The sequence below is a fragment of the Luteimonas sp. S4-F44 genome (genome assembly GCF_022637415.1).
Classification (GTDB): domain Bacteria; phylum Pseudomonadota; class Gammaproteobacteria; order Xanthomonadales; family Xanthomonadaceae; genus Luteimonas.
Genome location: NZ_CP093340.1, coordinates 2,484,567 through 2,499,141, shown reverse-complemented (window position 1 = coordinate 2,499,141; position 14,575 = coordinate 2,484,567). Strand labels below are relative to the sequence as shown.

The window sequence follows — 14,575 nt, the reverse complement described above, 5'->3', positions numbered from 1 at the left end:
ACCACACCATGGCATGGGCGACGCAAGGTGCGTCACGTGCGGTCACCAGAAACGGGAGGGGAGTACGGTGTACAAGCAAGTCTCGAAGAATGCGTTGTCGCATGCGTTGGGTCTGGCGCTGCTGGGGGCCGTAGGCGCCCCGGCACTCGCGCAGGACACGGCACCGGCGGGAGCGTCGGCCACCGATCTCGATGCGGTCGTCGTCCGCGGCTACCGACAGAGCCTGCAGTTCGCGACCGAGGCCAAGCGCGACTCGACCGGCTTCACTGATTCGATCTTCGCCGAGGACATCGGCAAGTTCCCCGACACCAACATCGCCGAATCGTTGAGCCGGATCCCGGGCATCCAACTTAACCGCGACGTCAACGGCGAGGGGCTGAACATCGCGATCCGCGGGTTGCCCAGCAGCTTCACCAAAACCACGATCAACGGCGCGTCGGTCGCGACCGCATCGATCGGCCTGGATGCGACCAACCAGAACCGCGAGGTGGATCTCAATATCTTCCCAACCGAGTTCTTCAACCAGCTCACCGTCTACAAGTCGCCCACCGCGCGCTTGTCCGAAGGCGGCGCCTCGGGCGTGGTCGACATGCGCAACATGCGTCCGTTCGACGTCAACGGCAGCCAGCTGACCTATTCGCTGCAGGCCGACTACAACGACATCAGCGAAAAGACCAGTCCACGCGGCACCGTGATCGGTAGCTGGACCAACGAGGACGGGACCTTCGGGGTGCTCGCCGGCGTGACCTCGCAGCGCGGCAAGATCGGCGTCGAAGGCTACGAGACCATCGGCTGGACCAATCCCAACCTGACCAATGCGCAATGCGGCAATGGCGGTGCGCCGGCAGGCTTCCCATCGCTGGGCAGCCCTTGCAACGTGACCGGCGGCAACGGCTGGCGCATCCCCGACGTCGTGCCGGGCAACCGCTCCACGCTCGGTGCCGGGCTGGTGCCCGGCCAGGTGATCGACGCCGCCTGGCTGCAGGCCGCCAATCCGGGGCTGACCCCCGAACAGATCGGCGAAGCGCTGATCCCGCGGCTGGGCCGGCCGGTGCACATGAGCGGCGACCGCGACCGCGATGCGTTCCTGGGTTCGGTGCAGTGGCGTCCGAACGATCGCGTCGAACTGTACCTGGATGTGCTCTACACCAAGGCCAAGCGGACCAATGACCGCATCGACATCAACCTGATCGGCCGCAACGGCAACATCATTCCGCTGGACATGCAGCTCGATGCCAACAATGTCGTCACCAGCGCCACCTTCGCCAATGCGCAGTTCTTCATGGAGGCGCGGCCCTATAGCGAGGACGTGCAGTACTGGCATCTGACACCCGGCGGCACGTTCTGGTTCGGCGAGGGCCAGGACATCAAGCTCGACGTGCAGGCCAACATGAGCCGCAGCTGGATGTTCCGCGACTCGCCGACGATCGGCTTCAATTCGCCGTTCACGACTCTGCAGTACCGCAACGACGGCAACGTGCCGACCTGGGACGGCGACCTGGACCTCAACGATCCGGGGCTGGGCTGGACCTGGACCGGCGGCCGTGTCTGGGCGCAGAACGAAAAGCGGGTCACGCAGACCCGCGGCATCCGCGCCGACTTGCAGCTGGGCGAGGATCGCAACAACGTGAGCTTCGGCGTGTCCTGGGACAACAACCAGCGGCGTATCCAGGGCTTCGGCGACACCGGCACCGACTGGCAACCCTATGCGCTGTCGCAGATCAGCGACGCGCAGTTGGCGAACTACATCCTGCCCGGACCGAGTGGGTTCGTCACGGTGGACTTCGATCGTTTCATGCGCGATACCAATTACGCGCAGTACCGCGACCGTGCGCCCGAGGCCGCAGGCCCCAACACCGGGGGCGCCACCGGTGGGTTCGACGAGACCACCAAGGCCGCCTATGTGATGGTCAACGGCGAGTCGGAGATCTGGAACCGCAACCTGCGCTACAACATGGGCGTGCGCTATGCGACCACCGACCAGGAGATCAGCGGTCCGGTCACCATCGGCGAGGTGCGCCAGTGGCAGACGCTGACCGGCGACTACGCCGAGTGGCTACCGTCGTTCAGCGCCGCCTGGGACGTGGCCGAGAATGTCGTGCTGCGCACCTCGGCCTCGCGCACGATGACCCGGCCCAATCCCAGCTCGATGCTGCCGGCGACCACCTTCACCGACATCTCGGCCCAAGTCGCCACCCAGGGCAATCCCAACCTCACGCCGTACACCTCGACCAACTTCGATATCGGCGGCGAGTGGTACACCGGCGGTGAGGGCTTCGTCGGCCTGACGCTGTTCAACAAGCGCATCGAGGGCTACACCTACCAGGGCGTGACCACCAAGCCGTTCCGCGAGTTGGGCATTCCGTTCGACACCCTGGTCGACGCGCAGCAGCAGGCGATCAACTCGCGCGGCGGCCCGGACGTGGCGATGGTCAACGTCAACCAGCAGGTCAACGCCGATGCCGAACTCGAGGTCCGCGGCTGGGAGGCGATCTGGGTGCAGCCGCTGAGTGTGGTGCTCGAAGGCCTGGGCTTCATGGCCAACTACACCAAGCTCGACATCAAGGCCCTGGGCAACGATGCCAATGCGCTGGCGGGCAATGTCTATGGCGTGGCGCCGTCGATGTGGAACGCGACCGCCTACTGGGAGAACGCAGTCGCCTCGGTGCGCCTGTCCTACACCTGGTCGGAGGGCGCGGTGGGCTCGGGGCCGAACCAGCAGGGCATTCCGTTCGCACAGATCTACGGCGAGGATCGCGGCCAGCTCGACCTGTCGGCCAGCTACACGCTCAAGGGGGTGCGCTCGGAGCCGCAGCTGACCTTCAACGTGCTCAATATCACCGGTGAGGAGCGCCGGTCGTACTTCGCCTATCCCAATGCGGTCAACGACTTTTACGACCCGGGCACCACGTTCACGGTCGGTCTCCGCGGTACGTTCTAAGGCAGGGCGGGCCCTGCGCGCCGGCGTCATCCTCCCGGACGTCGGTGCGCAGGTGCCTTGGCGATGCGGGCACCGCGCCGGTGCCGTCAGGGAGCAGTGGGGAACACCGACACAATGAGCAACGCATCGCAGATCCTCTCGGTCAGGGAGAAGGTCGGCTACAGCCTTGGTGATCTGGCCGCGAACCTGATCTTCCAGACGCTGATCACCTACCTGGCGTTCTTCTACACCGACGTCTATGCGCTGCCGGCGGCGACGGCGGCGACGATCATCTTCGTCGTCGGCTTGCTGGGCGCGTTCGTGTTCACGCCGATGATCGGCCTGCTGGCCGACCGCACGCGTACACGCTGGGGCAAGTTCCGGCCGTGGATCCTGTGGACGGCGGTGCCGTTCGGGGCGCTGGCCTTGCTGGCCTTTAGCACGCCGGAACTGGGCGAGCGCGGCAAGGTGGTCTATGCGCTGGTGACCTATACGCTGCTGGTGCTGGTCTACGGCGCCAACAATCTGCCTTATGCCGCGCTCAGCGGCGTGCTGACCGGAAATATGGCCCAGCGCAACAGCCTGTCGGCCTACCGCTTCGTCGCGGTGATGATCGCGCAGTTCGTGATCCAGGTGCTGCTGCTGCCGCTGGTGCTGATCCTGGGCGACGGCGACCGGGTGCGCGGCTTCGAGAGCGTGATGACGCTGTTTGCAATCGTCGGCACGGTCTTCTTCCTGATCACGTTCGCGACCACGCGCGAGCGCATCGTGCCGACACCGGCGCAGTCGTCAGGCGTGCGCCAGGACTTGGTCGACCTGGCCCGCAACCGTCCCTGGCAGGTGATGCTGCTGCTGACGATCCTGGTGTTCGTCGCGCTCGCCCTCAAGGGCGGCATGACCATCTACTACTTCCAGTACTACCTCGACCCCACCGCACTGGCCGGGTTCCTCGAGCGCACGGGCTTCGAGCGCGCGATCGACGGGCTCAACGCGTTGCTGACCGGCGCCGGCATGGCGGGCTTTCTGTGGCCGGAGGACGCGCCAACCTCGGCCTTCAGCCTGTTCAACGCCGGCGGCATCATTTGCATGATCCTGGGCATCGGGCTGTCGCGGCCGCTGGCCAATCGCTTCGGCAAGCGCAATGTGTTCGGCGGCGCGCTGACGATATCGACCCTGTTCCTGCTGGCGTTCTATCTCTACTCGCCCGATGCGATCGGCCTGGTATTCGGCTCGCAGATCCTGCACGGCTTCTTCTACGGCATCACGATTCCCTTGCTGTGGGCGATGATCGCCGACGTCGCCGACTGGTCGGAGTGGAAGAACGACCGCCGAGCGACCGCGATCATCTTCTCGGCCATGCTGTGCGGCCTGAAAGTCGGCCTGAGCATCGGCGGCGCGCTGGTCGCCGCGGTGCTGGCGCGCTACGGCTACGAGGCCGGCGCGAGCGCGCAACCGGCCGCCGCGATCGACGGCATCCGGTTGGCGGTGAGCGTGTACTGCTCACTGCCGTTCCTGGCCGGCGTGGCCCTGCTGTTCCTCTACGAGATCGACAAGCCGATGGAAACCCGGATCGAACACGAGCTCGGTGCGCGTCGTGCGCGCACTGCCGGAGCGGCGGCATGACTGCGCCCGCCGACGACGTCCCGCCGGCCGGTGCGCCGGCGGCCGATGCGACGCCCGCGCCGGACCTGCAGGCGCTCGCCGAGCGAGCGATCTCGACGCCGCTGGTGACCCACATCCACACCGCCGATCCGTCGGCGCACGTGTTCGAGGGCAAGCTCTACATCTATCCCTCGCACGACATCGATGCCGGTGCGCCGTTCGACGATGAGGGCGGCCATTTCGGCATGGAGGACTACCACGTCCTGCGTCAGGAGCACCCGGGCGGCGAGGCCGTGGACTGTGGCCGCGCATTGCATGTGCGCGACGTGCCGTGGGCCGCGCGGCAGATGTGGGCACCCGACGCCGCCTGTCGCGATGGCCGCTACTATTTCTACTTCCCGGCCAAGCGCGCCGACGGCCTGTTCCGCATCGGCGTGGCGGTCGGCGACCGGCCGGAAGGTCCGTTCGTGCCCGATCCCGAACCGATCGCCGGCACGTACTCGATCGATCCGGCGGTGTTCGCCGACGACGACGGCGAGCAATACCTGTACTTCGGCGGGATCTGGGGCGGGCAGTTGCAGAAGTACCGCGACGACGTCTTTGATGCGGCCCACGAGGAACCGACCGGTGCGGCACCCGCATTGGGGCCGCGCGTGGCGCGGCTACGCGCCGACATGCGCGGGCTCGCCGAGCCCACGCGCGAAGTGACGATTCTCGACGCGCACGGCCAGCCGCTGCGCGCCGACGACCACGCGCGCCGCTTCTTCGAAGGCCCGTGGCTGCATCGCCACGGCGGTCACTACTACCTGTCGTATTCGACCGGCAACACGCACCTGTTGTGCTACGCGATCGGCGACAGCCCGTATGGGCCCTTCGTCCACCAGGGCGTGCTGCTCGAGCCGGTCGTGGGCTGGACGACGCAGCACTCGATCGTCGAGTTCGAGGGACGCTGGTGGCTGTACTACCACGACGCCTTGCGCTCGGGCGGCGTAACCCACCTGCGCGACGTCAAGGTCACCGAACTGCACCACGACCCCCAGGGCCGCATCCGCACGATCGCGCCCTATGGCGGCTGAGACCGACCGGCCGCGCGCCCGGAATGATGCGACCGCGCCACTGCCGCCGGGGCCGGTGCTGCGCATCGGCAGCGGCGCGACCGAGGTCGACGTCGCGCCCGAAGCGGGCGGGCGCATCGCGCAGATCGTGCACGAGGGCGTCGCGCACCTGGTCGGCCCCGACGACGGATGGCCGACGACGATCGCCTGGGGCTGCTATCCGATGCTGCCGTGGGTCGGGCGGATTCGCCGCGGCAGGTTCCGGTTCGACGGCCGCGCGTACGTGCTGCCGACGAACTTCGGCGGTCATGCGATCCATGGCGTGGGCTTCGCGTTGCCGTGGCAGGTCGAGACGCAGACGCCCGATGCGATCGCGTTGTCGCTGGCGTTGCCGGCCGACGCGGCTTGGCCGTTCGGCGGCACCGCGGCGCAGCGGATCGAAGTCGCACCGGGGCGGGTGAGGCTGACGCTATCGCTCGCGGCCGGCGCGCGCACAATGCCGGCCGAGATCGGCTGGCATCCCTGGTTCCGCAAACCCGAACGTGTGGACTTCGCGCCAGCGCAGGTCTATCCGCGTGATGGGGAGGGCATCGCGACACTGCCGCTGACCCCGGCGCCGTCAGGCCCCTGGGACGACTGTTTTCCCGGGAGCGACGACATCGTCCTGTATCGCGGCGATCAACGATTGCGGTTGCGTTCGGACTGCGACCATCGGGTCGTGTACGACGCCGCCCCGCACGCGACCTGCATCGAACCGCAAAGCGGCCCACCCGATGCCTTCAACCTCGCGCCGCGCCGACTGGCGCCCGGCGAACGACTGACACGGTGGTTCGAGCTGGTGTGGGAGTGATCGTGCGTACCCGCGCCGCCTGTCCGCGTGATCGAATGCATGCGATCGCGGACGCGAGGTCGCGGATACAAGGGGCCGCCGCATCGCACGCGCCATGCGGCGGCGCGACGCGACAGCCAATTCGGCTCAGTCCTCGTCGCCGAAACTGCGGCTCGAATGCGCCGGCCGCGTCGTCGGTGTGTCGGGCACTTCGCGATCGGGTCCGCCGATCTTGATCGCATCGCCGTGCGGCGGCGTGCTCCGGCCATCGTCGAGCGTGCCCGACGTTGCGCCGGCGGCGGTCTGGCGCTTCTGCCAGGCGTTGTAAGCGAACGCCCCTGCGGCGCCGAGCGCCACCCATCTCAGTAGTCCCATCGTCGATCTCCGTGGTTGATAGCGACCACGCCAGCCTCGCGGCTCGGCTGTGAGCCGGCCGTGACCTGCCACCACGTTGTCCGTGCCCGGATCGCAAGCGCTGCGCTGCGGCCTGGCGGCGTCCCTCACACGCGCCGATGCAATGTCCGCAAGACATTGATTCGATTGATTGTCTCCCGGTAGTCATTGCGCGCTCCGGTGGGCATACTCCAGGTCCCCCCCCATCCGTCGGCATCCGGTTTCGTGGATCGAATTCCGGGGCTTGCCCCCCTTCGCAGGAGGTGACGGAGATGAGCGCGACAAGGCAGTGGCTGTTGGCGGTGGCGCTGGGCCTGTGCGTCGTAGGCGGCGTCCAGGCACAGACAGGACCCAATCTAAGTCTGGGCGCGGGCGCCGATGGCTCGAGCAAGGGCGGTGGAACGAGTTACGGCAACGTCATCGACGGTGATCCCGGCACGTGGTGGTCGCCGAGCGGCACGACCGGGCGGATCTCTGTCAAGTGGAGTGCCGCGCGGACGGTGGGCGCGGCAGTGATCCGCGAGCCGACGGGTCAGCAGGGACGCATCGGCAACTGGCGGCTGGTGAACAATGGCAATGGCCAGGTGCTGGCGACCGGCAATGGCGCCGGCACGATCGCGTTCGCGCCTGTCTCGCTGAGCAAGCTCAACTTCGAGATCATCAGCGCGAACGGCACGCCCGCAGTCGCGGAGTTCGAGACCTATGCCGACGGTGGCGCCGCCAATCCGCCCGGCACACCCTGGACGGTGACCCTGTCGGCCAGCGCATCGGGCGCGACCGCGCAACTGACATGGTCGGTCGGTGGCGGGACGCCGACGCGCCAGCAGGTCTATCGCGACGGCGATGCCGATCCGGCAGGGCGCACGCTCGTGGCCGACCACGTGGTCGGCGGCAGCTACGCCGATGCGGGCCTGGCCGCGGGCACGTACTTCTACTGGGTCCGTGTGTTCGACGACAGCGGCACCGCCTACGAGTCGGCCCCGGTCGCAGTGACGGTCGCGTCGGGTGGCGGCGACGGCGGAGGCGGCGGACCGGGCAGTGGAATCGCCGCGGCCTGCAGGCAACTGCTGGAGACCCCGTCGATGAACTGGCGGCAGTCCCCGGTGCTAACCAGCGACCAGGCGATCGTCCAGTGTCTGTCCGACTCGCTGGGCAGCCCGGTCGGCTTCGGACACCGCACCACCGGTGGCTATGCGCCGGCCGGCGGCAGCACGTTGGTGGTGATCACCAAGAGCGGCGCTGTGTCGCCCGAGCAGCAGATCCTCCAGGCGATCGGAACCGACACGCCGACCTGGATCGTCTTCGACAAGGTCGATTTTGCCGCGCCGACCGAGATCGGCATGTACCGCAACGGCTGTGAGGACCCGAAGGTGCGCAACGCGCTGGGCAATGCCAGCGTCGCCGAGTGCCGCGATCACCGGCTGTGGTGCAGCAATCGGGGCGTATCGACGGCCGCGTGCGAGGACACCTTCTTCAATACCCGGCTCAATGATGCGAGCCTCGATGCCCTCAAGCTGCCGATGGTGCGCGACAACACCACGATCGACGGCCGCGGCGCGAATGCGCGCTTCATCTTCAGCGGCCTCAAGATCGGCGCCGACAGCAGCGGCAGTCCGACCCACAGCACGCGCAACGTGATCGTCACCAACAACCACTTTTTCGGTGTTGGCCATACCGAGGACCATAATCTTGACCCGGACATGGTGCGCTCGACCGGTGCCTCGCACGACATCTGGATCCACCAGAACACCTTCGAGAACACCGGTGACTCGGCCTACGACGTCAAGGTCGGCGCGTACGACATCACCGTGTCGTTCAACCGGCTGCACAACGTCAAGCGCGCCGCGCTGCACGGTGCGAGCGACAGCCACACGATCGACGCGCAGATCACCAGCACCGTGCACAACAATCTGTACGTGACCACCGACGACGTGTTCGGCGCCAGCGCCTACAACGGCCTGCGTCGCGTGCCGCTGCTGCGGCGCGGGCAATCGCATCTGTTCAACAACGTCTTCTACGGCTATCGCAAGGACGTGCTGAGTGTGCGCGTGGGCGGGCGTCTGGCGTTCGAGGACAACCTGCTGCTCAACAACAGCGTCAACAGCAAGGGCGACGATCTCGACGACTGGATCGCCGTGCTGCTGCGGGACGTGCGCGATACGTCGGGATTGCGCGTGGAGGGCAGCGTGGTCCGCTACTCGGACGCCAATTGCCAGGCGCACGGGGTGCCCGGGGATCTGACCCGCTCGGTCGGTGCGGTGCCGGACATGCTGGCGCTCTACGATGCGCGCTCGTTGGCCCTGTTCGAGGACAACTGGCTGCCGGCCGACATGGACCTGGCGCGCTACGTGTTCGCGACCGCAGGCAAGGGCGGGCTGGCGCCGTACCTGTCGCCGGCAACGCCGGGGTTCGCTGCGATCGTCGCCGCGGCGCCGGCGGGCTGCCAGTAAGCCCCCACCCGGCCCGCGGGCGCGGTCCGACCTCCCCCGCAGCGCGGGGGAGGTGGTGCATCGCGTGGTGGGTGTTTCCCGCAGAGCGGGGGCGCTCAGCGGTCGCCGCGTTCCAGCGCCTGGCGGCCCGCGTCGGTCAGCATCGCCAGGGTCCGCGCGCCGTCATCGACGGTGCGGACCCAGCCCAGGCCCTGGGCGCCGCCGATCGTGTCCTCGCCCAGGTAGGCGAGCATGCGCAGCAGCACACTCATGCGTAGGCCCAGACGCTTGCACAGCCGCGGCAGCGAGACCCCGTCCGGTGCATCGGCGAGCGCGTGCAGCAGCGCTTCGAGCAGGGCGGTGTCAGCGGACAACGGCGGCGGGGATGTCACGCTGGCGTGGGGCCGCGGCGTCGGTGTCGGGCACGTGCGGCGTCACGATCACCGGCACCGACTTCGACGTCGGCGTCCGCGATTCGTCTGCGTAGCTCGACAACGGCACCAGCGGATTGGTCTCGGGGTAGTAGGCGGCCAGACAGCCGCGCGGAATCGCGTACTCGACCAGCAGGAAGCGCTTGGCCTGCCGCCGCACCCCGTCCTCGCTCAGGCTTTCCAGGTCCACCCAATCGCCGGCGCGCATGCCGAGCGCGGCGATGTCCTCGGCCGCGATGAACAGCACGCGGCGCTCGCCGAACACGCCGCGGTAGCGGTCGTCCAGCCCGTAGACGGTGGTGTTGTACTGGTCGTGCGAGCGCGTGGTCGCCAGCGTGAATACCGGGCGGTCGCCGTGCATGCGGCGTGCGCGGTGGATCGGATTGTCGGTCGGCACCCGGGCCGGCACGAAATTCGCCTTGCCGGTCTCGGTAAGCCAGCGGCGATCGCGTGCGGTGTTCGACAGCCGGAAGCCGCCGGGCACGCGGACCCGGGTGTTGAAGTCGTGGAAATCGTCGAAGGTGCGGGCGATCAGGTCGCGGATGCGGTCGTAGTCCTCGATCAGCGCCAGCCACGGCACCCGGCTGCGCTCGCCGAGCGTGGCGTGGGCCAGGTGCGCGACGATCGCCGGCTCCGACAGCAGGGTGTCGGAGGCCGGCGGATTGATGCCCGACGACAGGTGCACCATGCTCATCGAGTCCTCGACCGTTACGCCCTGCGCGCCGCGGGCCTGGATGTCGATCTCGGTCCGGCCCAGGCATGGCAGGATCAGCGCCTCGCGGCCGTGGGTGAGGTGGGTGCGATTGAGCTTGGTGGTGACGTTGACGGTGAGCGCGCAGTTGCGCAGTCCGCGTGCGGTCGCCTCGGTGTCGGGGGTTGCGATCGCGAAGTTGCCGCCCATGCCGAAGAACACCTTCGCGCGGCCGTCGATCATCGCCTCGATCGCGCCGACGGTGTCGTAGCCGTCCTCGCGTGGCGGTTCGAAGCCGAACACGTCGCGCAGCCGGTCCAGGAATGCGGCCGGCGGCTTTTCGTAGATCATCATCGTGCGGTCGCCCTGCACGTTGCTGTGGCCGCGCACCGGGCAGGCGCCGGCACCCGGGCGGCCGAGGTTGCCGCGCAGCAACAGCAGGTTGGTCAGCATGTTGATCGTCGCGACCGAATGCTTGTGCTGAGTGATGCCCATGCCCCAGCACGCGATGACCCGCTCGGACTTCAGGTACAGCTCGCCTGCGCGGCGGATCTGCGCCTCGTCGAGGCCCGATTCCTCGACGATGATCTCCCAGGGTTCGGCCAGCACGTCGGCGGCGAACGCATCGAAGCCGGACGTGTGTTCGGCGATGAACGCCTGGTCGAGCAGCGAGTCGCCGCCCTGGCCGGTGACCTCGACGTCGCGCTCGAGCACGTGCTTGATCATGCCCTTGATCGCCGCCAGATCGCCGCCGATCTTGAGCTGGAAGTAGTCTGAGGAGATCTGCGTCGAGCCGTTGGTCAGCATCGAGATCTTGTCCTGCGGGTCGGCGAAGCGCTCCAGGCCGCGCTCGCGCAGCGGATTGAACGAAGCGATCGCACAACCGCGACGTGCCGCCTCGCGCAGCTCGCCGAGCATGCGCGGATGGTTGGTGCCGGGGTTCTGGCCGAAGATGAAGATCGCATCGGCCAACTCGAAGTCGTGCAGCGACACCGTGCCTTTGCCCACACCGATCTGCTTCTTGAGCGCGGTGCCCGACGACTCGTGGCACATGTTCGAGCAGTCGGGGAAGTTGTTGGTGCCGTACTCGCGCACGAACAGCTGGTAGAGGAACGCCGCCTCGTTGGAGGTGCGCCCGGAGGTGTAGAAGATCGCCTCGTCGGGCGAGGGCAGGGCATTGAGGTGCCGGGCGATCAGCGCAAAGGCCTCGTCCCACGTCGTCGGCACGTAATGGTCGGTGGCTGCGTCATAGCGCATCGGCGTGGTGAGCCGGCCCTGGCCCTCGAGCCAGTGGTCGCTGTAGCCGCGCAGCTCGGCAACGCTGTAGCGCGCGAACAGTTCGGGTCCGGCGCGGAACTTGGTGGCCTCGGCTGCGACGGCCTTGGCGCCGTTCTCGCAGAATTCGAACGTCGAGGTGTGGTCGCGGTCGGGCCAGGCGCAGCCGGGGCAGTCGAAGCCGTCGGGCTGGTTGGCGCGCAGCAGCGTCTTGGCGCCGTCGACCGCGATGTTCTGGTCCATCAGCGCCTTGGCGACGCTCTTGAGCGCACCCCAGCCGCCGGCGGGGGCGTCGTACTTGCGGATCGGTTGCTTGCTCATGGCGTGGAACTCCTGCCGGGGCGCGGGGCTGCGGACGGCGACGGCGCCGACTCGGGCAGCAGCCGCTGCGCGTGGGTGTACACGGCGTGCCCGTCGTCGCGGGCGAAGCCGATCAAGGTGAGGTTGGCGCGCTGGGCGAGCGAGATCGCCAGTGCGGTGGGGGCGGAGATCGCGGCCATCAGGGCAATGCCTGCGCTGGCGGCCTTCATCGCCATTTCGTAGCTGGCGCGGCTGGTGACGACCAGAAAGCCCGCGGTCACCGCATGATCGGCACCGTGCAGCGCGCCAATCAGCTTGTCGAGCGCGTTGTGCCGGCCGATATCTTCGCGCACCAGTAACAGGGAGCCGTCGGTCGCGGCCCAGCCGGCGGCGTGGGTAGCGCCGGTCAGTGCGTTGATCGATTGGCTGCCGCGCAACTGCCGCAGTGCGCGTTGCAGGGCGTGGACCTCGATGCGCACATCGGCCGTGACCGGCGGCGGCTGGCGCAGCGCGGCTTCCAGCAGCTCGCTGCCGCATACGCCGCAGCCGCTGCGCCCGCTCATGCTGCGCCGACGCGCGGCCAGCGCCTCGGCGCGAGCGTCGGGAATGCGCAGGCGGATCTCGATGCCTTCGAGCAGGTGCTCGATGCCTTCGATCGCGACATCGTCCGGACGTTCGACGATGCCCTCGCTCAGCGCGAAGCCGCGTGCGAAATCCTCGAGGTCGGCCGGCGTGGCCATCATCACCGCGAAGGGCGCGTCGTTGTAGACGAACGCCACCGGCACTTCCTCGGCGATGGCGTCGTCGAGCCGGTGGCCCGCACCGCCGCGCCAGCGTTCGACCGAACGCAGCACGGCGCCTTGGGGCAGATCGGGATCGGGAGCGGGGGCCTGGGTCATGGCGATGACGATAGCGGCGGGCCCGTGAGTGCCCGCCGGCGAGGTCAGGAGAACAGCACCAACGCCTTCTCCAGCGTCTTCCAGATGCCGAAGGCGAGCGGAATGCCGACAGCCGCCCAGCAGAACGCGACCAGCAGCGGGTTACCACCCGAGCCGATGCGGTCCATATCGTCCTGGGAGAGCAGCGACTTGCCGCTGGCGTCGACCTTCTCGTGCGCCAGCTGCTTCTCGTGCGCCAGCTCCTCGGGCGTCATGAAGTACTTCGCGTTCACCGGGCGCACCAGCAGGTTGCACACCAGGCCCAGCGCGAGCATGCCGGCCAGGATGTACATCGTGGTGTTGTAGACCTGCGAAGGCGGCATGCCCAGGCTCAGTTGGTACTCGCGCATATGGCCGATCACCAGCGGGCCGAGGATGCCGGCCGCAGCCCACGCGGTGAGCAGCCGCCCGTGGATCGCGCCCACGTGCTGGGTGCCGAACAGATCGGCCAGGTACGCCGGTACGGTGGCGAAGCCGCCGCCGTACATCGACAGGATCACGCAGAAGGCGATGACGAACAGCGCAATCGAACCGGCGTTGCCGAGCGTGGGCGCGGCGGCGTACAGCGCGATGCCGAGCACGAAGAAGATCGAGTAGGTGAGCTTGCGTCCGAATTTGTCGGACATCGAAGCCCAGAAGAACCGGCCGACGATGTTGGCCAGGCTCAGCATGCCGACGAAGCCTGCCGCGATCGCGGCGATCGCCGACAGCTGCTCGCCGCTGAGGTCGCCGAAGCCGGCGTCGACCCCGATCAGGCGACCGCCGAACATTTCCTGCAGCATCGGTGAGGCCAGACCCAGCACGCCGATACCGGCCGAGACGTTGAGGCACAGCACCGCCCACACCAGCCAGAACTGCGGAATGCCCCAGACTTTCTTCACGTGCACGTGGCCCTGGGTGATCATCGCGTTGTTGGACGCCGGCGGCGGCGTCCAGCCCCTGGGCTTCCAGCCGGTCGGCGGCACGCGGTAGCCGAACGCGCCGGCCATCATGAAGACGAAGTAGACCACCGCCATGACCAGGAACGTCTCCTTGACGCCGACCGAGGTCGGGGTCGCGAAGTGGCGCATCAGCATGTCGGCCAGCGGGCTGCCGATCAGCGCGCCGCCACCGAAGCCCATGATCGCCATGCCGGTCGCCATGCCGCGGCGATCGGGAAACCACTTGATCAGCGTCGACACCGGCGAGATGTAGCCCAGCCCCAGGCCGATGCCACCGATCACGCCCGAGCCCAACCACAGCATCCAGATCTGATGCAGATGGACGCCAAGCGCGGAGATCAGCAGGCCGCCGCACCAGCACAGGGCGGCCACGAAGCCGGCCTTGCGCGGGCCGACGCGTTCGAGCCAGCCGCCCCAGATCGCGGCCGAGCAGCCCAGCAGCACGAAGAACAGCGTGTACATCCACTGCAGTTCGCTGATCTGCCAGTCGCAGCTGGCGGAGGTGATGCGTGCGAAGAAGCCCATCTCAGGGCCGCAGGCGACCGGCGCATTGATGCCGACGGCCATCGACAGCGGCAGCCAGAACACGCTGAAGCCGTAGGCCATGCCGATGCACAGGTGGATCGCCAGTGCGGCCGGCGGAACCAGCCAGCGGTTGAAACCGGCCTTGGCGATGATGCGTTCTTTTGACAGCAGGCCGCCCGAAGGCGCTGCGGCGGCAGGAAGCGGAGCTGCGGTGCTGTTGGCCATGGATCCTCCCGAATCGATCAG

The 14,575-nt window shown here is 67.9% G+C and carries 10 protein-coding genes; 5 read left to right on the top strand and 5 right to left on the bottom strand.

The genetic code is table 11. From position 1 onward, the window contains the following. Positions 1-13: 13 nt before the first annotated feature. From MNO14_RS11470 to MNO14_RS11455, 4 genes are all read left to right on the top strand, one after another. On the top strand, positions 14-2,941 hold the full coding sequence (locus tag MNO14_RS11470; protein WP_241943869.1) for a TonB-dependent receptor: 2,928 nt from the start codon (positions 14-16) through the stop codon (positions 2,939-2,941). A 114-nt stretch (positions 2,942-3,055) separates the two neighbouring features. Beyond that, a complete protein-coding gene (locus MNO14_RS11465) occupies positions 3,056-4,543 on the top strand; it encodes a glycoside-pentoside-hexuronide (GPH):cation symporter (RefSeq protein ID WP_241943868.1) in 1,488 nt (495 codons plus the stop codon). Then, the gene (locus MNO14_RS11460) at positions 4,540-5,598 is read left to right on the top strand and encodes a glycoside hydrolase family 43 protein (protein WP_241943867.1); all 1,059 of its coding nucleotides are present in this window, start codon (positions 4,540-4,542) and stop codon (positions 5,596-5,598) included. The genes MNO14_RS11465 and MNO14_RS11460 overlap by 4 nt, the downstream gene beginning before the upstream one ends. Continuing rightward, a complete protein-coding gene (locus tag MNO14_RS11455) occupies positions 5,588-6,427 on the top strand; it encodes an aldose epimerase (protein WP_241943866.1) in 840 nt (279 codons plus the stop codon). Before MNO14_RS11460 ends, MNO14_RS11455 begins: the two co-directional genes overlap by 11 nt. A 126-nt stretch (positions 6,428-6,553) precedes the next feature. Here MNO14_RS11455 and MNO14_RS11450 read toward each other — a convergent pair whose 3' ends face one another. Continuing rightward, entirely contained in the window at positions 6,554-6,781 is a 228-nt protein-coding gene (locus tag MNO14_RS11450; protein WP_241943865.1) for a hypothetical protein, read from the bottom strand. 290 nt (positions 6,782-7,071) lie between these two features. On the opposite strand from MNO14_RS11450, the gene MNO14_RS11445 reads away from it, so the two are divergent. Then, a complete protein-coding gene (locus MNO14_RS11445; protein ID WP_241943864.1) occupies positions 7,072-9,249 on the top strand; it encodes a hypothetical protein in 2,178 nt (725 codons plus the stop codon). Positions 9,250-9,344: 95 nt separating this feature from the next. Here MNO14_RS11445 and MNO14_RS11440 read toward each other — a convergent pair whose 3' ends face one another. Genes MNO14_RS11440 through MNO14_RS11425 form a run of 4 tightly spaced genes read right to left on the bottom strand, consistent with a single transcriptional unit; the run spans position 9,345 to position 14,554 of the window. Then, complete coding sequence (locus MNO14_RS11440; protein WP_241943863.1) at positions 9,345-9,602, bottom strand: hypothetical protein; 258 nt, start codon at positions 9,600-9,602, stop codon at positions 9,345-9,347. Continuing rightward, positions 9,592-11,946 (bottom strand): FdhF/YdeP family oxidoreductase, encoded by a 2,355-nt coding sequence (locus MNO14_RS11435; RefSeq protein WP_241943862.1) that lies wholly within the window; start codon positions 11,944-11,946, stop codon positions 9,592-9,594. Before MNO14_RS11435 ends, MNO14_RS11440 begins: the two co-directional genes overlap by 11 nt. Then, positions 11,943-12,824: a formate dehydrogenase accessory sulfurtransferase FdhD gene (gene fdhD, locus MNO14_RS11430; RefSeq protein ID WP_241943861.1), complete on the bottom strand. Its 882-nt coding sequence runs from the start codon at positions 12,822-12,824 to the stop codon at positions 11,943-11,945. Before fdhD ends, MNO14_RS11435 begins: the two co-directional genes overlap by 4 nt. Before the next feature lie 44 nt (positions 12,825-12,868). After that, a complete protein-coding gene (locus MNO14_RS11425; RefSeq protein ID WP_241943860.1) occupies positions 12,869-14,554 on the bottom strand; it encodes an OFA family MFS transporter in 1,686 nt (561 codons plus the stop codon). Between the last annotated feature and the right edge of the window lie 21 nt (positions 14,555-14,575).

Excerpts from the sequence above, each read along its gene's own strand:
- MNO14_RS11455 (WP_241943866.1), top strand. The coding sequence starts at position 5,588 with ATGGCGGCTGAGACCGACCGGCCGCGCGCCCGGAATGATGCGACCGCG.
- MNO14_RS11435 (WP_241943862.1), bottom strand. The coding sequence starts at position 11,946 with ATGAGCAAGCAACCGATCCGCAAGTACGACGCCCCCGCCGGCGGCTGG.
- fdhD (WP_241943861.1), bottom strand. The coding sequence starts at position 12,824 with ATGACCCAGGCCCCCGCTCCCGATCCCGATCTGCCCCAAGGCGCCGTG.
- MNO14_RS11460 (WP_241943867.1), top strand. The coding sequence starts at position 4,540 with ATGACTGCGCCCGCCGACGACGTCCCGCCGGCCGGTGCGCCGGCGGCC.
- MNO14_RS11450 (WP_241943865.1), bottom strand. The coding sequence starts at position 6,781 with ATGGGACTACTGAGATGGGTGGCGCTCGGCGCCGCAGGGGCGTTCGCT.
- MNO14_RS11425 (WP_241943860.1), bottom strand. The coding sequence starts at position 14,554 with ATGGCCAACAGCACCGCAGCTCCGCTTCCTGCCGCCGCAGCGCCTTCG.
- MNO14_RS11445 (WP_241943864.1), top strand. The coding sequence starts at position 7,072 with ATGAGCGCGACAAGGCAGTGGCTGTTGGCGGTGGCGCTGGGCCTGTGC.
- MNO14_RS11465 (WP_241943868.1), top strand. The coding sequence starts at position 3,056 with ATGAGCAACGCATCGCAGATCCTCTCGGTCAGGGAGAAGGTCGGCTAC.
- MNO14_RS11470 (WP_241943869.1), top strand. The coding sequence starts at position 14 with ATGGGCGACGCAAGGTGCGTCACGTGCGGTCACCAGAAACGGGAGGGG.